The organism is Nostoc sp. ATCC 53789 (genome assembly GCF_009873495.1).
In the GTDB taxonomy this organism is placed as follows: domain Bacteria; phylum Cyanobacteriota; class Cyanobacteriia; order Cyanobacteriales; family Nostocaceae; genus Nostoc; species Nostoc muscorum_A.
Map to the genome: position 1 here is coordinate 2,267,606 of NZ_CP046703.1, position 23,749 is coordinate 2,291,354.

General features: G+C 42.7%; 19 protein-coding genes and 1 pseudogene. 6 read left to right on the plus strand and 14 right to left on the minus strand.

Annotated features, from left to right (window positions below; translation table 11 throughout):
• Positions 1-299 precede the first annotated feature (299 nt).
• A complete protein-coding gene (locus tag GJB62_RS09245; RefSeq protein WP_114084341.1) occupies positions 300-1,235 on the minus strand; it encodes an ABC transporter substrate-binding protein in 936 nt (311 codons plus the stop codon).
• Between the two features lie 448 nt (positions 1,236-1,683).
• Here GJB62_RS09245 and GJB62_RS09250 point away from each other — a divergent pair, with 448 nt between their 5' ends.
• On the plus strand, positions 1,684-3,183 hold the full coding sequence (locus tag GJB62_RS09250; protein ID WP_114084340.1) for a family 10 glycosylhydrolase: 1,500 nt from the start codon (positions 1,684-1,686) through the stop codon (positions 3,181-3,183).
• A gap of 11 nt (positions 3,184-3,194) precedes the next feature.
• Here GJB62_RS09250 and GJB62_RS09255 read toward each other — a convergent pair whose 3' ends face one another.
• The 4 genes from GJB62_RS09255 to GJB62_RS36630 form a co-directional block, all read right to left on the minus strand.
• Positions 3,195-4,163, minus strand: coding sequence for an alpha/beta hydrolase (locus GJB62_RS09255; protein WP_114084339.1), 969 nt, complete (start codon positions 4,161-4,163; stop codon positions 3,195-3,197).
• Positions 4,164-4,388: 225 nt separating this feature from the next.
• Positions 4,389-4,985 carry a molybdenum cofactor guanylyltransferase gene (locus GJB62_RS09260; RefSeq protein ID WP_167755981.1) on the minus strand — a complete coding sequence of 199 codons (597 nt, stop codon included), beginning with the start codon at positions 4,983-4,985 and terminating at the stop codon, positions 4,389-4,391.
• A gap of 27 nt (positions 4,986-5,012) precedes the next feature.
• Complete coding sequence (locus GJB62_RS09265; protein ID WP_114084337.1) at positions 5,013-7,070, minus strand: thioredoxin domain-containing protein; 2,058 nt, start codon at positions 7,068-7,070, stop codon at positions 5,013-5,015.
• Between the two features lie 167 nt (positions 7,071-7,237).
• Entirely contained in the window at positions 7,238-7,393 is a 156-nt protein-coding gene (locus GJB62_RS36630) for a hypothetical protein (RefSeq protein ID WP_167755982.1), read from the minus strand.
• 696 nt (positions 7,394-8,089) lie between these two features.
• On the opposite strand from GJB62_RS36630, the gene clpP reads away from it, so the two are divergent.
• The gene (clpP, locus tag GJB62_RS09270) at positions 8,090-8,701 is read left to right on the plus strand and encodes an ATP-dependent Clp endopeptidase proteolytic subunit ClpP (RefSeq protein WP_114084336.1); all 612 of its coding nucleotides are present in this window, start codon (positions 8,090-8,092) and stop codon (positions 8,699-8,701) included.
• 119 nt (positions 8,702-8,820) lie between these two features.
• Here clpP and GJB62_RS09275 read toward each other — a convergent pair.
• Positions 8,821-9,063, minus strand: a pseudogene (locus tag GJB62_RS09275) (hypothetical protein); the annotation flags it as partial.
• 379 nt (positions 9,064-9,442) lie between these two features.
• Positions 9,443-10,327, minus strand: coding sequence for a hypothetical protein (locus GJB62_RS09280; RefSeq protein ID WP_114084335.1), 885 nt, complete (start codon positions 10,325-10,327; stop codon positions 9,443-9,445).
• 920 nt (positions 10,328-11,247) lie between these two features.
• On the opposite strand from GJB62_RS09280, the gene GJB62_RS09285 reads away from it, so the two are divergent.
• From GJB62_RS09285 to GJB62_RS09295, 3 genes are all read left to right on the plus strand, one after another.
• Positions 11,248-13,602, plus strand: coding sequence for a ribonuclease R family protein (locus GJB62_RS09285; protein ID WP_114084334.1), 2,355 nt, complete (start codon positions 11,248-11,250; stop codon positions 13,600-13,602).
• A 17-nt stretch (positions 13,603-13,619) separates the two neighbouring features.
• On the plus strand, positions 13,620-14,240 hold the full coding sequence (locus GJB62_RS09290; protein WP_114084333.1) for a flavin prenyltransferase UbiX: 621 nt from the start codon (positions 13,620-13,622) through the stop codon (positions 14,238-14,240).
• Between the two features lie 173 nt (positions 14,241-14,413).
• A complete protein-coding gene (locus GJB62_RS09295; RefSeq protein WP_114084332.1) occupies positions 14,414-15,109 on the plus strand; it encodes a LapA family protein in 696 nt (231 codons plus the stop codon).
• A 19-nt stretch (positions 15,110-15,128) separates the two neighbouring features.
• On the opposite strand, the gene GJB62_RS09300 is transcribed toward GJB62_RS09295, so the two are convergent.
• Entirely contained in the window at positions 15,129-15,323 is a 195-nt protein-coding gene (locus GJB62_RS09300; RefSeq protein WP_114084331.1) for a hypothetical protein, read from the minus strand.
• 1,119 nt (positions 15,324-16,442) lie between these two features.
• Between GJB62_RS09300 and GJB62_RS09305 the strand changes: the two genes are divergently transcribed.
• Positions 16,443-16,733 (plus strand): hypothetical protein, encoded by a 291-nt coding sequence (locus tag GJB62_RS09305; RefSeq protein WP_245246181.1) that lies wholly within the window; start codon positions 16,443-16,445, stop codon positions 16,731-16,733.
• 300 nt (positions 16,734-17,033) lie between these two features.
• Here GJB62_RS09305 and GJB62_RS09310 read toward each other — a convergent pair whose 3' ends face one another.
• The 6 genes from GJB62_RS09310 to GJB62_RS09335 all read right to left on the minus strand — a co-directional run bounded on the left by GJB62_RS09310 (position 17,034) and on the right by GJB62_RS09335 (position 23,668).
• Complete coding sequence (locus GJB62_RS09310) at positions 17,034-18,122, minus strand: HAMP domain-containing sensor histidine kinase (protein WP_114084329.1); 1,089 nt, start codon at positions 18,120-18,122, stop codon at positions 17,034-17,036.
• 5 nt (positions 18,123-18,127) lie between these two features.
• Complete coding sequence (locus GJB62_RS09315) at positions 18,128-18,838, minus strand: response regulator transcription factor (protein ID WP_114084328.1); 711 nt, start codon at positions 18,836-18,838, stop codon at positions 18,128-18,130.
• Positions 18,839-18,918: 80 nt separating this feature from the next.
• Positions 18,919-19,614 carry an NYN domain-containing protein gene (locus tag GJB62_RS09320; RefSeq protein WP_114084327.1) on the minus strand — a complete coding sequence of 232 codons (696 nt, stop codon included), beginning with the start codon at positions 19,612-19,614 and terminating at the stop codon, positions 18,919-18,921.
• 561 nt (positions 19,615-20,175) lie between these two features.
• Positions 20,176-21,258 (minus strand): fatty acid desaturase, encoded by a 1,083-nt coding sequence (locus GJB62_RS09325; RefSeq protein ID WP_114084326.1) that lies wholly within the window; start codon positions 21,256-21,258, stop codon positions 20,176-20,178.
• A 193-nt stretch (positions 21,259-21,451) separates the two neighbouring features.
• On the minus strand, positions 21,452-22,504 hold the full coding sequence (locus tag GJB62_RS09330; RefSeq protein WP_114084325.1) for a fatty acid desaturase: 1,053 nt from the start codon (positions 22,502-22,504) through the stop codon (positions 21,452-21,454).
• A gap of 342 nt (positions 22,505-22,846) precedes the next feature.
• Positions 22,847-23,668: an acyl-CoA desaturase gene (locus GJB62_RS09335; RefSeq protein ID WP_114084324.1), complete on the minus strand. Its 822-nt coding sequence runs from the start codon at positions 23,666-23,668 to the stop codon at positions 22,847-22,849.
• Positions 23,669-23,749: the final 81 nt, after the last annotated feature.

Sequence of the window (23,749 nt, forward strand, 5' to 3'; positions counted from 1 at the left end):
TCTGAAGCCTTACAATTTTCACAAATTAAATTAAATAAGATTACTATAGGAATCATATTTGATTTCTGAAAAAATCTCGGTAGTCTTGTAATGGACTATCTAGGCTAAAATGTTGCAAAAAAATTTTAGGTTGGGTGGAGGCTTTGCGTAACCCAACATCCTAATATGTGTTGGGTTGCGCTCCGCTCCACCCAACCTACGTCTAATCCTGATTGAAGACCACCAATTTTTCAATTTGGTGGGAGTGCAAAAACACCGATTATTCAGACGCTCGCGGACTCGCTATATATTTAATTCAACTAAGTTCCCTGTGCTGCAAACAACACTTGCTTAAGTTGCTGACAAGCTTTTTCAATTGCATCTATACTACCTGGATTCACCAAACCATAATAATCAAACATATAAACTCGGTTATTTTTAGTTGCTTGTAGTTGCTGCCAAAAAGCTTCCTTCTTCAGTGAATCCAAAAGTACTGCTTCCGAATTCCCTTGTGGGGGATTAACCAAAATTATCACCTCTGGATTTGCTTCTAAAACTTTCTCAGCAGAAAGCGTCACATAACCACCAATTGGACTTTTTCCTTGTAAATCTGCTGCTATGTTTTTCGCTTGAAATTTTGCCAACAAATCCCCTGCCCAACTATTTTTATTCGGCGCTAAGATTGGTTGACGACTAACCAGCGCTAGAGTAGAAAAACCCTGAGTTGGCTTTTCTGGCAAGAAAGTTTTATAACGATTTAACAAAGGCAGAGGATCGGCATCAATTTTTTTAGCAAGGGTTTTAGTAAGTTCTTCTAGAGATTCCCAGTTATTCACCTTAGTAAGAAAGGTATTAATTCCTAGCTGCTGAAGTTTTTGAATTGGGATGTTAGAAAAACCTTCTGCACCAATAACTAAATCTGGTTTGAGTGCTACTATTTTCTCTAAATTGGGCGGGCTTTGTCCTTCACTAACACGGGGAATATCTTTGAATTTTGAGTCATTCTTAAATAATTTACTACCAGTGATTCCGACAATTTTGCTTGAATTAAGTCGAGAGATAATATCCGCAGAAAGAGAAGAAAGAGCAACAACTCTTTTTACCGATCCTGTTGGTAGTTGTTGAGAATTTGCGTTTATTGTCTCAGTAGGGTTTGTGACTTTTATTTGTGACTGCTGAGTGGTTGCAGTCGTGCAAGCAGCTAAAACTATACTCATCAAAAGTGCTAAAGCAGATAAGAGCCAACGACGATGCATATTAAAATTCCTTCTAGGGTAAGAATTGTATAAGAAGCATACTCAGCAACACATTCAAAAATCGTTAATGTAGCTTTTAGCAATATAGCTATAAAGTAGCAAACTAGATCAACGAAGCCAGAGATTGAAAAGATGTGGCTAATGACAAGAGCTAAAAGTCAACCTATTCTTGTTTCAAAAAAACTACTGGCTTTGGCAGAATTTCACTAACTAAGGTAGAGGCGCAATCTACCCAATAGTAGACTAAACTTGCTTTGTATTCAGATGTTTTATACTTCCTTATATGCGTTTATGTCTTTATAAAAAAATGCGGCAACACAAATAGGGCTTAGGCAGTCTTGAAAAAATAGGTTTTAAACCCTTGCTGCTTACTTATATAATTCGATACACGTTACCTACAATTATCTAAATTGGGGTCGATGATTATTGTGTCCATCTACTGGTAGATATGTCTAACCATCCTTTAAGCGTTGCAAGATCAACATTATTTTGGCGGCGTATATTTGCTGTTCTTTTCACTACTAGTTCGTTGCTACCCAATTTTGGAACCGAACCAGCAAGCGCACAAGTAACCCAATATTGTCAGTTATCATCGCCGGCGGCGAAAGAAAAAGAAAACTTACGTTTATCAGCTCTTAAAGGCAATCAAGATGCCCAAACCCGCTACCAAAACTTACTAAAAAAACAGGCACAGGAATTACAGCAGTGCCGCACTCGCACTTGGCCACAAATCCAAGCTGTCTGGTTACGCTTGTATCCCTGTGACATTCAGCCAGGAATAATCGACCAGATTATGGATCGGATTGTCAACCGTGGCTATAATCAGGTTTATTTGGAAGTATTTTACGACGGACAGGTATTATTGCCAGCAAAAGCTAACCCGACGGCTTGGCCTTCTATAATTCGCACTCCAGGGACAGAAAACATCGATATACTCGCCACAGCAATTCAAAAAGGTCGGCAACGTGGTTTGAAAGTCTACGCCTGGATGTTTACTAACAATTTCGGCTATACTTACGCCCAGCGACGAGATAGAGAAAGTGCGATCGCTCGCAATGGCAAAGGTCAAACGAGCCTATATGTGGTAGATAATGGCTCTCAAGTATTTATCGACCCCTACAACTCGCAAGCAAAAAGCGATTACAACCAATTAGTAAAAGAAGTTTTACGTCGTCGTCCAGATGGCTTGCTATTAGACTACGTGCGCTATCCCCGACAAGCAGGAAGTGATTCCATCGCCACCAAAGTTTCAGATTTATGGCTATTTAGTCCTGCAATTCAAGAAGCTTTATTTAAACGGGCACTGAATTACAAAGGACTGGACTTAATTCGACGCTATTTGAGCAAGGGATATGTCACCGCCGGAGATATCGCGGAAATTGATAAACTTTATCCCCAGGAAGGGGAACCTCTCTGGCAAGGACGCATTCCCCCAGCAGCGCAAAAATCAATTCTGTCTGCAACCGACAGACAACCACTTTTGCAATGGGAATTGTGGCAGCTAGCAGTTGCTCACGCCATGCAAGGAATTCTAGATTTTGTCAATATAGCCAGTTACCCAGCAAAGCAGCAAGGAGTTTCCACGGGAGTAGTGTTTTTCCCTGATGGCAACCAAACTGTAGGACAAGGGTATGATTCTCGCTTACAACCTTGGGATCGCTTCCCCACTACATTAGAGTGGCATCCCATGTCTTATGGGAATTGCGGTAATGTCACTTGTATTGTGGCGCAAGTGCAACGGGTTTTGAGTATGACAAAACCAGGTACAAAAGTGGTTCCAGCTTTAGCCGGCAAATGGGGAGAATCGGTTAGTAATCGTCCATCCCTAGAAGTGCAAATGCAGGCACTCCGACAATTTGCGCCCCAACTAAAGGGAGTTAGCCATTTTGCCTATTCTTGGCAATATCCTGAGAATGATAACGATCGCAAATTTTGTCGCATTCGTTAAATAGCAAAGGGTCAATTTCGCCAATCACCTAATTGTGTCGTCAGGAAATAGCGTACATGATCTACAAATGATGGGCCCCAATTGTGGGTTCCATGTCCCATCCCAGGAACAACATAACAGTCACCATCAGCAAAGCGCCTAGCGCAAGCACGAGCATCTTTAATGTTCACAATGCGATCGCTAGCGCCCACCAAAAAGCGAACCCGACGCGGAGGCTTTACCCGCTCAATATAAGTCATGGGGTTGCACGCCTGAGCATACTCATCAGGGTATTTCAGATTTTTAGCTAATTGTAAAAGCTTAACTACAGGTTTTAGATTCGGTTGCACTCGATCCAGCACTGCTTCTGCGATTCCACCCAAGGGTGAAGCTGCTAAATCTGGCAAAACCAAGTAACCCCAACTTTTGGCAAAAGACTGGAGATCGGCATGACCGATCGTACCCAATAACCGTTCCCCAATACCATCAGCAGTAAAGGCATAAGCGGCTTGTAAAACTCCCATACTGACACCGAATAATGCTAATCGATTACCAAGGACATAGCGATCGCCACAAAAGTCACGGACTCTGGCAATATCAGCCGCAGTCCGGTGAAATAAGCACAAAAGTAACTCAGTATCAAATGAGATACCCCTGTCGATTAAAGGTTTAATCTCATGGTCTGCGATCGCTGTGAAGGTACGTACCAAGCTGCGCTCACCAGCCAAGGGTGTATCGAATAAAGCTACAGCTATACCCATTTGGGTCAGCGTCGATACGATGAAGCCGTTCCAGCTATAGGGGGCGGTCATTCCTTGCAAACCAATCACCAAAGGCGTATCCTTTGCAGATTGATTATGTGGCAGAAAAACAGCAACCGGAAAACCGCTTAATCGTTCATCAATATCAGCTACCCCAGTATAAGAAAAAGGCTCGTGAAACCAATAGCGATGACCATTTACACCGTCAAAATTAATCGCATCGGGCCCGTAGATAGGCATAGTGGATGATACAAAAGCGAACTAATCGTTAAAGACTAGCATTTTTTCTGAAAAAGGAATTCAGGAGTCAGAAGCCAGAATTCAGAATAAGTAAGTAGGTTCTTCCTTCTCTTCCTTCTCTTCCTTCTCTTCCTTCTCTTCCTTTTCTTCCTTCTCTTCCTTCGTGTCCTTTGCGTCCTTTGCGTCCTTTGCGGTTCGTTAAAAAAATTCTGTATTCTTCTTTAATTAACTTAAAGCCAAATCCTCTGGTGTATTACAGTTAAATAGCATTTCGGGTTCTGATAAAGGCAAAACTTCCACAGGATATTGCCGCAGCCATTCCTGAAACGATCGCCCCCCTTGATTGATAAACTCTAAAAGTTGTGGCAAACAACGACGGCGATAAAAACCACACAGAGGTTCCCAGCCTTTGGGATGATGAGCTAAAGCTGCGATCGCATTATCACCCACGTTATCAAGTCTAGTTACCCATTCTTGCAACACCTCAACCCGTAACCTCGGTAAATCGCAAGCTAGCAGTAATACCCATTCTGTCTCCACTTCGGCTAGTCCTTGAGCAAAACCAACTAAAGGCCCGTGGGCTAGAGATTCTCCAGATAAAGGTACTTCTTGGATAAATTGGCAACCAGGCAAAAGCAAGTCTTGATAGCGTTCTGGCCAGGGAGTGATTATATAAACAGTATCGCTACAGCTTTGAGCAATGCTACAAACTCGCTGTAACAACGGCATCCCTTCAATGGGAATCAAGGCTTTATCTTGACCCATGCGAGAACTTTTACCACCTGCTAATACAATTGCTGTTAATTCGCTTCTGGTCGTCATTGCCTCATGCCCCATGCCCAATGCACATCATCCCCGATTTTGACTTTTCTCTACTTGCTGTAATAAATGTTCTACACTTTCGGCTGGAGCAAGACACTTCAAACCTTGGCAAACTAACCCAACGCTTCCCTCTGGTAAATCAGATGTTAGGGCAAATACAGATGCTGGTAGAAACTTGGGGATCAGCGAGTTTATTTGCTCAGTGGTGCTGCGAATCAAGGTAGAATTACGATACCAATCCAAGGCTGTAAATAAGCTGGGACAAGCTTGGGGAGAGCGATGCATTACACTCTTAAAAGCTTTCAAACCAAGTTCGGCTAAATCCAAATAATCTAGATTATCGGTGAGTAAAGTGAGACGAACAAGATTAGCGATCGCAATTCCATTGGCTGACGGTGTAGCATTATCCACGTAACTGCGTTCTCTGACAATTAAGTCTTGACTAGAATCGCTTGATGTGTTATTATAACCACCTAATTCCACACTCCAGAGAAATTCATTAAATTCATCTTGGATAGCGATCGCATTTTCTAACCATTGTTTATGCTCAGGGTTGCAAGCTTGTAAATCTAGCAGAGCTTTAATAAACAAAGCGTAGTCTTCAGACTGCGCTAACACAGTCGGTTCTCCTTGATAGTTGAGTCGCTGAAAACGCCCATTTACGAATTGATTTTCCAAGATAAAATTCGCTGCTTGTGCTGCTAATTCCAAATATGATGGTTGTTGGAAAACGCCAGCAGCCTTAGCCAGCCCAGAAATCATCAAACTATTCCAAGCGACAATCATTTTCGTATCTGTCACCGAGGGAATGCGACCTGGCCAGTTAGTGGTTTTTGCTTCCTGGTTGTTACAAGCCGGGGGAAAAGTTTCTAGCGACTCAGAACTAACGCCATAGCGAACAATAAACAGCTTACTCAGTGCGGTTTCTAGCGTTGCACTCAGTTTCCCAGAATTCCTTCTTTGTAAAACATTACGTCCTTCAAAGTTGCCGTTAGGGGTAAAAGTAAATTGTTGTTGTAATTCCGTTAATTCTTCAGGCGTTAACAGTTGTTGGACTTCGCTGTAACTCCAAACATAAAAAGCTCCTTCTTCTGGTTCTACCGCCGTGGGTTCAGCGAAGCTGTCGGCATCTTGAGAAGCATAGAAGTAACCTTCCGGTGCGGTCATTTCCCGCTTCAGCCATTGTACAGTACCAGCAACTGCTCTCTCAAACGCTGGTTCTTGGACTCCTGCACTCCATAGATTTGCTATATACTCCACAATCTGTCCATTGTCGTAGAGCATCTTTTCAAAATGCGGTACCGTCCAAGTCGGGTCAACAGTATAGCGATGAAAACCACCACCTACATGGTCATAAATGCCTCCCAGCGCTAAATCTAGTCCTCGCTGGGTACAAACTTGCTTGCCATCATAACGAGATTCAAAATTAAATCGAGTTCCCCGCAATGCTAATTCTGTATAGGGAATCATCGGAAAGCTATTACCAGATTGACCAGGAGTAATTACACCTGTGCTGGTTTCCCAACCTTGGCGGAGTAATTCGCGGTCTTCAAGCTCAGTTGTTGTACCGTCTTGCAACACCGCAGACGTGAGCAGAGACTCAATAATTAAGGCTTTGCGTTTCTGTAATTCTGCTTTTTCGGTGTCGTAATAACGGCGAAGGGCTTGCAACACCTGCAAAAATCCCGGACGACCATAGCGCGGGTCTACAGGGAAATAAGTACCAGCATAAAACGGTACTAAATCTTCTGGGGAAAGAAAAATATTCAAAGGCCAACCCCCTTGACCGCTCATCATCTGCAAAGCCTGCATATAGATGCTATCGAGGTCAGGTCTTTCTTCCCTGTCTACTTTGATGGGAAGATAATTGGCATTCATGTAGTCAGCGATCGCACTATCAGAAAAAGCTTCGCCTTCCATGACAGTACACCAATGGCAACTGGAGTAGCCAATGGAAAGAAAAATCGGTTTATTTTGCGCCCTTGCAGTTGCAAGCGCTTCGTCACACCAAGGCCACCAATCAATGGGGTTTTCGGCGTGTTTGCGGAGATAGAGGCTCTTAGCTTCAGCAAGGCGATTAGTCATGATCAAATGCAAATAGTTGCCTTCTTTGCTCAGTCTACCTTGTTCCCAAGAGTGTTAACCTAGACAGCTATGTATATGCAAGATAATCCTACAAGCGACTTACCCCTTGCTTAGGAGTAGTACACATCATTGATATCGCCGACACCTGTGTAATTTGTGAACTATTTTTACTGAAAAGATCGCAATAGCAAGCTGACAATATTTGGTGGTGTTTCTGGCACAGGTGATGCTGTCTTTGACTGAATTAAAGTATTTGGGCTAAGTCCTGCTATCAGGTGGAGCAAGAAGGTGATGATGGCGGCTTGTATAAGTTTTTCCAGCATGGCACGTCTCTCTCTGAGGGGGATAGCATTTCAATTAGGACTGGTTATTCTGAATACACCTCGTACTATCGATTTACCGAATCTAACAAAAATAACTTGATAATTGCTGAGGGAAATCCTAAAAAAATGTTTAAAATGTTACAGAAATTTAACACAAGTCCCTAAGCAAGTTGGATTTCGGTTATCGGTTTAATGACTACATCGCCAAAGTTATCTAACAAAGGTCGAGATTATGAAATTGGCGATAATTAGAGTTTTTTGATTTGTTCTTCCCTACATGGGATATTCTCTTAGACAGCTTTTGCGGCTAAAAAGTGCCCTTAGAGGTTGAAAAAGAGGCAAGGGAGCAGGGAGCAGGGGGCAAAGGGCAGGGAGCAAGGGAAAATGTTGAAGCAGGCAACAGAAGCAATTCATTTATAGGATTCGACCCCGGATGAATTGAAACCACTGAAGTTTCGTACCCTGCGGGAAGCTGACGCAACAGTGTTCTTGTCCTAAAACCTTTCCCTGGTTGGTCGCGGCAGGAAACAGATAGCGCCGGCGGCAAGCGAATCTGCGAGCATCGGGCAGTTTTCCTCTTGCTTCCTGCCTTCCTCAATCAAAATTTAAGTTATCTGCTTGAGAACAGTAGAGATAAACCCCAGTTTCGTGCTGTCACCGATAAAATGTATTTAAAGTAGCCACAAACACGCTTCCATGATTCCTATCGTTATTGAACAATCGGGTCGAGGTGAACGCGCCTTTGACATCTACTCACGGCTGTTACGTGAGCGCATCATCTTTTTGGGACAACAAGTTGACAACAACATTGCTAACTTGATTGTTGCCCAACTGCTGTATTTGGATGCTGAAGACCCGGAGAAGGACATTTATATGTACATCAATTCTCCCGGTGGTTCGGTGACGGCTGGTATGGGCATTTTTGACACTATGAAACATATTCGCCCTGATGTCTGTACAATTTGTACCGGATTGGCGGCGAGTATGGGCGCTTTCCTCCTCAGCGCAGGTGCTAAGGGTAAGCGGATGAGTTTACCCCATTCTCGGATTATGATTCATCAACCTCTTGGTGGCGCTCAAGGACAGGCGACTGATATTGAAATTCAGGCGCGGGAAATTTTGTACCACAAGAAGCGGCTAAATGACTATTTAGCTGAACATACAGGTCAACCAATTGAGCGCATTGCTGAAGATACTGAACGTGACTTTTTCATGTCACCAGAGGAAGCTAGGGAATACGGTTTGATTGACCAAGTGATTGACCGTCACGCTGCTGGTAGCCGTCCAGCTGTTGCTGCTGTGAATTAATAGTCACGATTGGTAAATGATGATTTACCACCTTTAATTCCCTTAAACCTCAAAAATAACCCCTCTTCAGTTACGAAGAGGGGTTATTTGATTTCAAAGCTTGATTTAGAAGTGGCAAATCAAAATCCTGCGCTTGGGTCTGGCTGAGATTGCAGGTATTTGAGAAATCCGTGTAATTCTTCTTCAGTTAGCAAAGTACGTCCCCGTTTACCGTAGGTTTTAATCAGATGCTCCCGTCCCTGTTCTGGTGTCCAGTTTAAACGCTGAAGTTCGACATCTGTTTTTGCAATTACATCCGACAAATCCACAGGTTCAGCTTTCTTCTTTCTCTTTCCTGTTCCTGTCAGAGTGACTACATCCTCTTTCATCCAACATAATTGTTCGATTTCAGCATTAATTTCCCCCTGCTGTTGTGTCCAACATAACTGTTCGGTGTCAACATCAATTTTGGCGGTCACAACTTCATCTAACGGTTGAGATTCAAGATATTGAAGGAATTCTAGTAATTCTAATTCTGTGAGTAAAGTACGCGATCGCTTCCCATAAGTTTCAATCAGATGCTCTCGCCCCTGGTCTATTGTCCAGCCTAATCGCTGCATCTCAACATCTGTTTGAGCAATTACTTCAGAAAAATTCACAGATTCCATAGTTTCATTACTGTTTCAATAGCCTATGTTATTAGTCATTAGCCCTTACAAATGACCAATGACTAATGACAAATGACTAATCACCAATGACAAATCAAAATCCCGCTATTGGGTCAGGCTGCGATTGGAGGTATTTAAGGAATCCGTGTAATTCTTCTTCAGTTAGCAAAGTACGCCCCCGTTTACCGTAGGTTTTAATCAGATGCTCCCGTCCCTGTTCTGGTGTCCAGTTTAAACGCTGAAGTTCGACATCTGTTTTTGCAATCACATCCGATAAATCCACGGGTTCAGCTTTCTTCTTTCTCTTTCCTGTCACTGACGGGGTAGGGACATCCTCTTGAGGGCTGTAACTCCGAGGTGTAAATGGTGTGACATTATTAGCAGAAATTGCTGGAAAGGGTTGGTTTTCTGGCTCGTTACTAAACGTTATTTCCAAGTTTTCAACTGGAGGATCAAATTCTAGCTCCCGGTTGCTAGTCACAGGAAAGTTTTGACTTAAATCTTGGCTATAGTTATCGCTTGGTAAAGGCGCAGCATTACTGTATTCGTACTGTTCGTTACTGGTTGTTACTACTTCTGGTTTGATGTTGCGGACTTTAGAAGGCGGTATAGATATTTCTTTATCGCTAACCTCTGGCCATTGACTACTTACAAAATCCCCAGCTTTCGTAGAAGAATAAGTAGATTCACTCAATCCACCTTTGGTATTAAAGGAGGGATTTAGCTGCGCTGGAGAAATTGAATTTGAGCTAAATTCCACTGATTGTGGTGGCGCATTTGTAATACCCAAAACTATCAACGCCCTAGTTCTGGCCTGGTCTTCTGCTGCTTCTACTGTTTCTGCTGCTGCCATACCCGTCGCACGGGTTACGCCTTCAACTTGCACACTTGCCCGGACAATATATTTTCCTTGAAAAATTTGCACTAATTCAGAAATCAGACTGCCCTTGGGATACAAGCTCTGGAATTGAGCCAACATAATACTACTACCAATCTAAATCTTTTGGGGACTTGGGATTGGAGACTGGGATAGGGGAAAGAATTATTTTAATCCTCATCCCTAATACCCAATCCCCAGTCCCTTTTAATGCTTTGTCTAGTGTCCCAATTGTAGCAGTAGCTGTTTTTTGACGAAATTTTTGGCTAGTGCTAACTTATCTGGGTAGTCTTGCCTGCAATGCTATACTGATTACCCAACTAGATATCTAGAACTATTTTCTGGAAGTGCGCTCTAAATCTACAATAATGGAGATAAGGTTCGCCCTCACTGCTTATTAAGCTGCTCACCTAATTGTTACCGATTCTACATGTGGGAAAATTGGGTTCACCGGCAGTTCCTCCTAGTTAAAAATCAGATTCTAATGGCGTAAAATTACCTTCACTCTAGACAATCAAACACCTGTAGTTTCCACGCCACTTGCTCCACTTGGGGTTCGGCAGTTCCCCAGATGCTCGTACCTCGCTAAGGCTGGCTGCGCTAAGACGGGGGCTGCCTCACCGCAGTGGCTCCCCTGCATAGCGCTTTTGAGCAGTATGGATTCTATAAACCCAACTTCTCAAAAACCCGTCGCGTAATTCACTAGCGGGGCTAAATTGTAAAATCAGGCGTGCAATCTTAAGTTTGGTTAGGTGAAGTGACTTGAACGCAGGCGAATTCTGAGAGCATCGTGCAGTGAGAAGTTCGTAGATGCCCAGAGTTGTCCGTGGGTAGGCTTCCTTTGCTCGGAACTGCCGGAGTAGTTTCCCACTCTTACTGGGTTGGGTTTCCTTTCCTTAGAACTTAGGAAGCCTTGCCTCTGGGCAATTCGTTTCCAGCTTGTTTCTGTAAGCCGTGAGGGTATACAGGAATGAACCAGATTAAACAAAAAATGATGTTTTGACCAAAGGTCGGTTCACTGCATGGAATTTTCAATCGCTACACTCCTTGCCAATTTCACCGATGATAAATTGGTAGCTCGGAAGGTTTTAGAAAAGAAACTTGGCTGTGAAGATGAAAAAAGTTTACAAAAACTTCACATTGCTTTAGATGTTCTTGAAAAAATCGGTATTTTGGTCAAAGAACGGGGCAAATACCGTCGTGTTTCAGAAGAAGGAATAATCGAGGCAAAACTCCGTTGTTCTAGTAAGGGCTTTTGCTTTGCTATTCAAGATGTGGAAGGAGCCGAAGATATTTACATCCGCGAAAGTCATTTGAGTAATGCTTGGAATGGCGATCGCGTTTTGGTTAGAGTTCTCAAAGAAGGCAGCCGCCGTCGCTCTCCTGAAGGGGAAGTGAAGCTGATTCTAGAACGTTCCAACCACACGTTACTGGCACGAATTAAGCAGGTGGAAACTGGTTTCCGGGCTGTGCCTTTAGATGATCGATTGCTGTTTGAACTCAAGATCCAACCTAACGAGGTAAAGTTGGAAGAAGCGATCGACCACCTTGTTCATGTGGAAGTTTTGCGTTACCCGTTGGCACAATATCCTCCCCTTGGTCGAGTGGTGCAAATCCTCGGTAGCGATGCCGAAGCTGCTGCTGATATAGATTTAGTTACGTGCAAACACGACCTTTCCCGGACTTTTCCCGATCATGTTCTCGAAGCAGCCGCCAAGTTACCCAAAAAGCTACTCAAAGCAGACCTAAAAAATCGCTTGGATTTGCGTAATTTGTTTACTCTCACCATTGAAGGGGTAAACGGTGGCACCAAAGTTATAGAAAACGCTTTTAGTTTAGAAAAAAACTTAGCCGGAAATTGGCTTTTAGGCGTTCATATTACTGATGTTTCTCACTATGTCCAACCTGATGAAGCCCTAGATAGAGAAGCACTCAAACGGGGTAAATCAGTGTATCTGGGAGAATTAGTACTGCCAATTTTGCCCCCGGTTGTGGCAGAACGCTGTTCTTTAATACCTGGGAGCGATCGCTTAACTATCTCTTTTTTAATTACCATTGATCCCCAATCTGGAGAAGTGTTGGAGTGGGAAATTCAACCCAGTGTAATTAACGTAGAGACTGCACTGACTACAGAACAAGCCCAAGCAATTCTTACAGGTGAATCTCAAGTTCAATCCCCACAGGTCGTCCAAATACTGCAAGACCTCCAAGCCTTACAAACAGGTGTGAAGCAGGTACGGTTGAATCGTGGTAGCCTCCAGTTGAATCTGCCGCCCAGCCAAAACGCCTACTATGACGAGGGGATTCTCGGCGCTGTGGTGGTGAATGATTTACCAGTGCGATCGCTACTCACGGAGTTGGTACTGTTAGTTAATCAACTGTTCGCAACTCACTTAAATGCTCTTGGTGTTCCGGCTATCTGGCGAGTCCAAGGTACTCCTGATGTTGAAGATGTCCAGGAAATGCTGAAATTGGCAGTCAATTTAGGCGTTGACCTCACACTAGATCCAGAAGTCGATATCCAACCCTTAGATTACCAACATTTGACTACAGCTTTTGCTGAATCTCCCTCTGAGCAAGTTCTTACTTACTTGTTACAAGATACACTTAAGCCTTCTGCGTACAGCACCACCAAAGGATCTCACTTTGGTCTGGCACTACCGCAATATGTCCACTTTAGCGCTCCCTTGCGGCGTTTCCCAGATTTGCTGATGCAAAGAGTGTATTACGCGCTACTTGAAAACGGACGCGATCGCCGCAATACCCGTGTCAGAGAACGCGTTAACCTGCGCCACTCCTCCAGCCACGAGGAAATTAACTGGAACGTTTTACCCCCAGAATTGCAACAAGAACTCCAAAGCGATTTAACTAGGGTAATTGTCCAAATCAACGACCGAGAAAAAGAAGTCCAAGAAGCTGAAGCTGATTTAGCCGGACTGCAAAAAGCCCAACTGATGAAGCAACGCATCGGCCAGGTATTTCAAGGCGTGATTACCGGCGTTCAATCCTACGGTTTCTTTGTGGAAATTGAAGTACCAGCAGCCGAGGTAGAATCCAGCAGTAATCCTGGTGTGCCTTTGCGGGTAGAGGGATTGGTACACGTCAGTTCTCTCAAAGACGATTGGTATGAATATCGCGCTAGACAACAGGCACTGTTTGGTCGCAAAAATCGCGCTTCTTATCGATTAGGCGATCGCGTCGCCGTCCAAGTTAAGAGTGTCGATTACTACCGTCAACAAATTGATTTAGTAACTGTTGGCAGCGATGGCCTAGCTAAAGGGCTAACTGGTAATGGTTCCAATGAGGAGCTTTCTGACCTGTATTTACCAAATGATATAGAGCCTGATGACCTAGATCCTTACTCTGAAGACGAGTAAAATCCACCAAACTTCACGTGTCAAATAACACCAAACCTATCATTTTAGGCGTATCGGGCGCATCTGGTCTGATTTACGCTGTTCGCGCGATCAAATTTTTGCTAGAAGCGGATTATAGTATTGAATTGGTTGCCTCTAAATCTACTTACATGGTTTGGCAGTCAGAACAGGAAATTCGGATGCCACCAGAACCAATTCAACAAGAACAATTTTGGCGAGAGCAAGCTGGAGTTGCCCTTTCGGGTAAACTCCGTTGCCATCCTTGGGGTGATGTTGGAGCCGGGATTGCCAGTGGTTCCTTTGCCACTTTGGGGATGATAATTATTCCATGCAGCATGAGTACAGTAGCAAAGCTAGCGGTTGGCTTGAGTTCTGATTTACTAGAACGGGCAGCAGATGTCCAACTCAAAGAAGGACGAAAACTGGTCATTGTCCCTCGTGAAACGCCTTTTAGCCTCATTCACCTGCGTAACTTAACCTCTTTAGCTGAAGTTGGAGTTAGAATTGTCCCCGCTATTCCGGCCTGGTACCATAATCCCCAAACCATCGAGGATTTAGTTGATTTTGTAGTTGCCCGTGCTTTAGATCAACTAGATATTGACTGCATCCCAATTCAAAGGTGGGAAGGTCGTCGCTAACGCCCCTAGTGGACTCATCGGAAATTTCACAATAGTCCTAAAAGGGTAATGATAGAGATGGCTGATAGTGTCAGTAGTCAGTGAACAGTAATTAGTGAAGAGTAATCAGACTGATAACTGACCACTGACCACTGACAACTAACCACTGACAATTGACAATTGACAAAATTGCTATGGCTGTAATTCGCTTAATTCTATTGGTGGCGGTACTGGGAGGACTAACGCTGTTGTTAGTTCAAAATTGGTCGCCTGTCCTATCGCTAGTATTTTTGGGCGTGCGAACTCAACCATTACCACTAGCGATATGGATTTTGTTCAGTACTACCACAGGTGCTTTCACATCTTTATTGATTGCTACCTTGTTTAACTTATCCAATTATTTTGGGGCAGGACAACGCCAAACTCCTGACCGCCGAAGCACAACTTCGCCTCGTGCAAAGGCAACCCCAAGAGAAGAATCTACATCTCGTGCCACTCCACCACCAGCTAGTAAAAAAGAAGAGCCTACTAGTGATGAATTTGATGATTGGGAGACAAATGGCAGTAGAGATGATGATTGGAACTTTGATGAAAAGTCCGAGGAAGCGCCTACACCTAATCCTCAAGCTCAACCTGCTAGAGACTCGAAAATCTACGAACGTCAATCAGAAGCCAAAAGCAGTTCTCAGTCTGGTTCAGTTTACTCCTACAGCTACCGTGAGCCTAAAAATACGGCTGTGGGAAAAACTGAATCCGTTTATGATGCCGATTACCGAGTAATCATCCCTCCTTATCAGCCACCCACAACTAATCAAGCGGATGACGATGATTGGGAATTTTTTGATGATGATGAGGATTTTGAGGATGATGATAAACGCCCCCGTCGGTAAGACATAGTAGGTTAAGTCTCTACTTGATGCCACACCTCTCTCTAGACTCCTGCTTGACCTTACCAGTCATGGCAGCTTCCTGCAAAGCCATGAAAGCATTTAAATCTTCCAAGTCATACGGAGTAGTCAACAGTTGTCGTAGTTGATTTTCAGCTTCCACTGTCAAATAGCCAGTTGCTAAAGCTTTTTGTACAACGTCACGAATTCGATTCATAGTTGACGCCTCATTCATCCTATATTTATTCATTCAGGCTTATTGGGGTGAAATATGCAGTAGTTTTTGTGTCGAAACTTCTTTCTTTACAAAGCTTTTTTGGGCGATCGCAGAATACTAGTCATTATTTACACCTTTTTCAGAAACATTTAATTGGGCAGGACTTGTTATAACTAGATTTTTAGACTAACCATACCGTGCTATTAGAAACACAGTATTCTGTATACTTAAAATTATGCACCAGAGTGAAAATTCGGATTATTTAGATAGACAGAAATTGTTTGGATAAAGTTTCAAACAAGCTATGTTAATTTTTTCATTAAGGAAAGCGATCTATATACGGCAATTACCAGGTTACATCAGGAAAATTACTACATTTTTGAGAGATTTATCGTTGATTCTTGATGGTAAATTCACTGAAAAATTGTTAATCTATTGCGAAGTTACTTTCAATACATTAATTAAGTAGACTTTAGAGTAAAGAGAAGTGGTTATAAAAGAACATTTAAAGAATTAAGGATTAAAAACTAACATAGTAGAATCCCTTTAGGGATTAAAACGGGTTTTCAAATCATTAAAGTTAAAGTAAAAAGTGTTACTAATTGCAAGTGATCAAAATATCTATTAGGGATTAAAGCAAAACCCTACTGCTTTCAGGAAGCGGTATAGAAAGGATTGCAATTGATTAGAATCCCTACCTCTCTTTCCTATACTCTGCTAATGAATGGCTGATTAGGGTCTGCTCCAGTCGGGTATTGATACTATTTCTTTGTGAGACTGCGCCAAAATTTCTTTATTTGTGTCCTTTGGTAATTGCTCATCGGAAAGATACTCCGCGTTGGCAAAGCCTCTCTCTTTGGGAGAAGACCGCGCAGGATTTTATAGATGGGGTAAAAAGTGAGGATCTATGATTCAAGAGCAATGGACTATAGTTAATTTGGGTTACAAGCCCCCACTGATAGCGCCGGCGGCAAGCGAGTCCACGATAGCGAAGCGTTAGCGACGCAGGAGCGTCGCGTCTTGCAATTTTTAATTAATAATTTTTAATTTTTAATTGGAGCGTTCGCGCAGCGTCTCGTAGAGAAGCGACTTGGGCAAGCACTCTCTACGCTCCCCCAGATTGCTGCCGAGAACAGTCCATTTGACCTGATCTTCATTGATGCCGACAAGCCAAACAATCCCGATTACTTCAAATGGGCACTCAAGCTTTCCCGTCCCGGTAGCCTGATTGTTGCCGATAATGTCGTGCGTAACGGAGCAGTAATTGATGCCACCAGCAGCGATCCTAGCGTTCAGGGTGTGCGTCGCTTCAATGAATTGCTTGCCTCTGAGCCACGCGTCAACGCTACGGCAATCCAGACCGTGGGCAGCAAAGGATACGACGGCTTTGCGATCGCAATAGTAAACTAGATAAATAGCCAGAAATCGTTATTTGCTCAGTCTTGGGAACGATTTTGAGGGAACAGGTAGGCGATCGCAGCGTAACCCGAAACACTTAGTAAACTAACCAAAAAAGCAGCCAAAAAAAAAGTAGACATATAGAATTCTACCCAAATGCCAAATTAACGTTATATTCCACCCAATTCCAAAATCTCGACACCCATCAAAAAAACAAGATTTTGGTTAGATTCTTTCAAATTAGCAATTGGGTATGACACAGCCGTGACTACCTTGTGTCAATGCCTTGTATGTCAAGGGTTTTGGCTCAACTTAAGCCAAAGGCAGAAAAAACCGAAACGTACTGCCAACTCCCAACTCGCTTTCTACCTGAATCTGACCGCCTTGTAATTCAATCAAACGATGGGAAATAGTTAAACCAATACCAGTACCTCCCGAATGGCGATCGCGCGATTGGTCGGCTCGCCAGAAACGCTCAAACACATGAGGCAAATTTTCTGGAGCTATACCAATACCTGTATCTATAACCGCAATCCACAGAAGAGAAGCTTCAGTCCCAACACGAATGATAATTGAACCTTCGTTAGTGTAACGCACCGCATTACCAAGTAAATTAACCAACACCTGTTCTGTGCGGTCAATATCCGCCAATACAAGAGGTAGCACAGATGGACATTGTAAGAGCAGAACTGGCCCATCTTCCAACAATTGATCGGTGAATTTCTCCACTAACGACTCTAATAACGGACGCAGATTTACCCGTTGTATATTAATTGGCAAATAACCAGCTTCTGCCTTAGACAGTTCTTGCAAATCGTTCACCAGCCGCTCTAAGCGCCTAGTTTCTTTAGCTAAACGCCGATAAATTTCAGGAGACGCTTCAATTTCGCCATCAGCCAGTTCTTCCAAGTAACCACGCACAACCGTTAACGGTGTCCTTAGTTCATGGGTCATGTCTCCAATCACCTCTCGCCGCCGCGCTTCCACCCCTTCTAAACTGGCTGCCATTCGGTTGAAACTAGCACCCAGTCCATTCAGTTCTGGAATATCAGACATAGGTAGTCTTGCATCCATCTGACCAGCAGCAAATTTTTGGGTGATTTGTTCCATCTCCGTCAAGCGCTGCATAATTCGTCTGGACACCCAGTAACTCAATCCTCCGGCTGCCGTAGTACCGACTAAAACTGACCAAATAGTGCTGCGCCGCCAAGCAAGTTCAAATCCTGTAACCAATTCAGTCCGAACATCAATTAAGTCAAACCCCTGATTTTCTAATCGTTCCAAATGCAGCACAAATAAGCGGGGGGAAGAGATTTTGCTAATGCTCACCAGACTAGCTACCCCCACGATCATTACTACTAAGTGGGAGAAAAATAGGCGCGTTCTCAGCCCCATCTTCATAACATTTACGCTACCGGAGGATCTTCAAATTTATAGCCCACTCCCACAACCGTTTTAATAAAAGTAGGACTTGCTGAATCAGGCTCAATCTTTTTTCGCAACCTAGCTACATGAGTATCAACCACTCGCTCATCGCCGAAAAAGTTATCTCCCCAAAGTTTATCAATTAGTTGAGTGCGATTCCAAACTCTACCAGGATTGCTAACAAAAGTGGTTAGTAAGTTAAATTCCAGGGTAGTTAAGTCCAAAATTTCCGGTTGCTGAGAATTCATCTGACGGCTGGCAGTGCGCTGGTCTACATCGACGATAAAGTGTTGAGTACGATTGACTTGATTTTGTCCCCCTTGGCGGAGGCTACGCCGCAATAATGCCCGCACCCTAGCTACCAACTCTCTAGGGCTAAAGGGTTTAACCATGTAATCATCAGCGCCAGTAGATAGACCAATCACACGATCGATTTCCTCGCCCTTAGCTGTGAGCATCAAAATGTAAGGATCTTTTGTACCCGGTTTCTGGCGAATTCTGGCGCAAACTTCCAACCCATCCAAACCAGGAATCATTAAATCTAGAATGATTAAATCAGGTGGTTGCTCCTGAAACATTCGTAAAGCATTTATCCCATCGCGGCTAATGCGACAAAAAAATCCTTCTTTTTCTAAAGATAATTGGATTAAATGAGCAATTTCTGGCTCATCTTCAACTATTAAAATATCCATTTCAATTAATCACAAGACTTAGAGCAGACAAGGGGTAAAATCCCCTTGTTACAAAATAGATAAACTTCCGCCAGAGTGGATTAAAGGTTTGAATTTGACGGTGTGCGATAACTATAGCCAAGATTAGAATCTTTTTGAATGTGTGCTTTAATACTATCGAGGTCAATGAAGCAGTCAGCAACATCAATCAAGCTTTCACTAGTAGTAGTTTGTAGACTCACCACTTCCACCCGAACTCCCATTCTGCTGACAGCGTTCACCGCATAAGCTAAGTCTCCATCGCCACTGACTAAGACCGCAGTATCATAATAAGGAGCTAAAGTTATCATATCTACAGCAATTTCTACGTTCAGATTTGATTTTTTGAAATTCTCTGCTGGTTGCATAATATCTTTAGCTACTACACGATAGCCATTACGACGCATCCACAATAAAAAACCCTGTTGCTTTTCATTGCTGGTATCAACCCCAGTATAAAAGAAAGCCCGCAACAGTCTTGAACCATTGGTTAAATGACAAAGCAATTTAACGTAGTCAATTTCGATGCCGAGTTGTAAAGCTGTATGAAATAGGTTTAAGCCATCAATAAAAATAGCAACTCGACCACGATTCAAGCTGTTGATAACTGAACTATCAGATGTAGTATCTTGTATTTTAGGCTCTTTACTTTTGACCGTAGTATCGCTCAAATTTTGCCCTTGCCAATGTGGTTTAGTTTTGAGTACTTTAGGTTCCTTGAATTCATTTCTTTGTTTGCTAAAATTAGTTATAATCATTGATACCTCTGATTTTAAAGATGGTAAAAGTTTTGTGTAAATTGTCTATAGTATAGTCTGTGCTAATTTATAACCCTAGCAGGTAATGGTCTTGAATCACTACATGCAGATAAAGTTAAATGGTGCTAAAGCAGATTCAAAGTAGACATCCAAAGGTTTTTCAGTGTTGTTAGGGTTGGTTTGATAATATATTGCTTCTGTCCACAGATATGTTAATCTTTACCCACCAAGACAGCAAGAGTTTGGAGAAAATAAATCTTACTACCAGGTTAGGCGCAAGAATCCGCAAACGTCATCTATCTATTTTTATTTTAACTCTGAGTTTTAATAACCTTACAGCAAGAAGTTGAAAGTTATCGCAATCTCAGGACGCTCAAATACTGTCAGACTAATAATGTAATATGCGATTGCACCTCAAAAGGTAGGTTTTTTAAGGTATTTGGATAATCTTTAAAAGACAATTTTTATCTAAATGAGGGGATGTTCAAGCTTAAATAGTCAGAAAAGGCTGATGGAAATACAAGATTCCCGACTTCTTTAAAGAAGTCGGGAATTTGAGTTTTAGTCCTTAGCCAACTTATTATTAGATGTGTAGTAAACCTGACTACCAGTATCAGGTACAAAATGACAGCTGATACATGAATTCCATAATGACTTCCAAATTGGTTCTTCCGATTTGTGGAAATACTCACCCATCACTGGTTTGATTGCCTCAGTTGCCTTCAACAAATTGTAGTGAGGGATGTTAAGGAATATATGATGAGCAACATGAGTACCGATATCGTGATGAATATGATTAACTAAACCATAATCACGGTCAATACTAGAAATTGCACCTTTCAGGAAAGTCCAATCTTCTCCACGATACCAAGGAAGTTCGGGCTCAGTGTGGTGCAAAAATGTCACCAAATCTAGCCAAACTATAAACACAAGGTAGGGGACAGCGTAATATTTCAGCAACCACATCCAACCCCATTGGGAGGTGAGGAAACCCAGTAAACCTATCATCCCAATCAAAAGGACAGTGCTAGTAATAACATCCCATTTTTCCGAGGGCTTGAAGAGTGAACTACCGGGCAAAAAGTGGGAGCCTTCTTTATTAGGAGAACGCTTAAACAAATACACAGGATAGGCCAATAGAAAAACATAATATCTGCCTATCTTTTGTGCTAAAGGCATCTCCTTATATTGTGATTCGCTTACTGGATACCAGCTTTCATCGTTATCGATATTACCAGTATTTTTGTGATGGGTTCTGTGGCTAATCCGCCAACCATGATAAGGAACAAGTATTGGTGTGTGAGAAAGATGTCCAATCAAATCATTGAGCCATTTATGCTTAGAAAAAGATTGGTGTCCGCAGTCATGACCGACTACAAACAAAGCCCAAAACATTGTTCCTTGCATTAGCCAGAAAATCGGAAAGAAAAGCCAAGAATCCAGGTAAGAAGCAACTGCATAAAGCAGACCGATAATCAAGATGTCACGAAAGAAGTAAAAAAGTGATTTTGTCACATTGGGCTGAAAGCATTCAGCAGGAATTGCAGCTTTTAAATCCCCAAGTGTGAAAGGTAATTTAGTCGTCGTATCCTCAGACTTTTCAGAGCCAAGAGGACTGTTGAACGTAATGATGTTTGATGGCACTGGATTCTTTTGATTGGATATAAATTAGAACTTTGATTAGAATGCCCACGATACTAGCGATCGCTAACACACAAGAGGGATAATTTCTGGCAATTTATCTTTTTATTCAGTAAATAATTGCCAGATTTTATTAAAACACAGCATGATAAACGCTCTCGTTGGTTCAAGAGCGTGAGTGTAATCACAGGGCTATTTATTGCTCTGTATAATGTTCGTTGAAAGTCTTATAACCAACGTCAGTTGTGTACAGTTGACACTCGTCTGTAATTTGCTTCATTAAAGGCCAAGAAAACTGACACTCATCATGGAGATAAGGCCCCCAATTTTCTTTGATGCTGCTGTAAGCTAGCCGCAAATTATAAGAAGGAATAGCGGTGGAAATATGATGAGGGACATGAACATTGATATCGTGGCACAGGATTTCTACCCAATGCGGATAATCGCAATGAATAGTGCCAGATAACTGTGCTAAAGCTTCGTTCCACTTGTTCGCTGTCGCAAAAGGAACATCTGCGGCAGTATGGTGAACAATAGTAAAAGTACTCATCCAAAAATGGTAAACCATCCAGGGTACTAGCCAGAACTTGACAAATCCCCAGATACCAGTTGTGGCGATCAGAAGCGGGAAAGCGATCGCAGCAAACACAACTACTACAGCCACAGAAAGCTTGATACTGGATTGGTCTTTTGTTTTGAAGTTCCGCCAATCAAAATGCACAACAGCCCAATGTCCAATGGAACCTACCCACCAGAGGCGTTTACGCATAAACAGCTTAAAAGCAGACTGCTTAGTTGTATCCCAATTTTCAAACACTTCTGGTCTGATTGGATGCCAAGCGTTGTCCTCATCCAACTTGTTGGTATGGGCATGGTGATAATTATGCTTAATGCGCCAACTGTGAAAAGGGTAAATTAACGGCATCATGAAGAAATGCCCCACCAAATCATTTACCCAACGACGTTTGGCAAAAGACCTGTGACCACAATCATGGCCAATAACAAAAAAACCTGTTAAAGCAGTGCCCGTAAAAATCCAGGCTAGGGGCAAAAGAAACCAAGGAGTGATGATCAGGCTGTAATAACCCAAGGCAACTGCCAAGACACTTAGTATGACTTGTGTCCAAGCTTTGCGACGGTTCTGCTGAAAACATTCGCGTGGCAGGGTTTTGATAATATCTTTGAGCCGGAAGTCGGAATTGCCTGGCTCGTCACTTAATTTTTGGCTGTTAATTATTGATGTAGTCATGAACACCTGAAAAACAACAAGATCCTACACCAAGTCACAAAAAAGTAACTTGCCGCAAAAATTCTTCACATTAGCGCTTCGGATTATAGCAACCTAACAGACACAAGCGCACCCGTAAATAGACTTTTGAAAAGTTAGTAGTTAGGAGTGATGAGTTAGGAGTTTAGATTCTCAACTCACACCGAATGTGAATTAGAAATGCTTCTTGTGGCATCAGGATTTCTGTGTCTACCCAAAATCGGGGTTTGAGAAATCGACGGCAAAATAAAAATTCTCAAGCCTGATTCACATTGAACGTAATTCCTAACTCCTGTAGAGACGCGATTAATCGCGTCTCTACTCCTAACTACTTTTTGCTGGGGCCAACTTTACATTAGTAGCCAGACCAACCGCCTGTAGCAATTGAACAGTCATCCAGGTTAAATCGATTTCCCACCATTCCAGCCCATGACGAGCTGAGTATTGAAAGGCATGATGGTTATTATGCCAGCCTTCACCGAAAACTAGTACGGCTACCCACCAGCAATTAGTCGATTTATCACCAGAATCATAGCTCTGATAGCCAAACTTATGAGTAGCGCTGTTCACCAACCAAGTGCAGTGATAAACCCAGACAATGCGAACAAAAATTCCCCAGATAACGAAAGGCCAGCCACCTAGGAGCAAAAGTAATACACCTAGAGCAACCTGAATCAAAATGAAATATTTTTCTAAAAACTGATAAACTGGGTCTTCTGCAATATCTTTGGTGAAGCGAGGAACATCAGCGTGAGCTGGACAATAATGAGTCAGCCAACCCATGTGGCTCCACCAGAAGCCTTTATTAGAATCATGGGGATCGGTGTCAGTATCAGAGTTTAAATGATGAATTCGATGTGTCCCGATCCACTCAATTGGGCCTCCTTGACAGGAGAGTGTCCCGAAAAAAACCAGGAGATACTCTAGCCACTTGGGAGTTTGAAAACTGCGGTGGGTCACAAGGCGGTGAAATCCTAGAGTAACGCCTAAACCGCCAGTCACCCAGTACAGCAAGAAACCCACACCAACTGCTGTCCAGCTAAAGTTACCAGGAACAAAAGCAAATAAAGCGCCGATGTGCAGTCCAATGAAAAACAGGGTATTAACCCAGTTAATTTTAGGTTTGGTTGAGGTAGCAATTGTCATGCGATAACCTGAATTTGAATTTTCCCGCCTAGTATGTGCGATCTTAAAATCCGCATATCTATAATTTAATTTTTTTTGAAC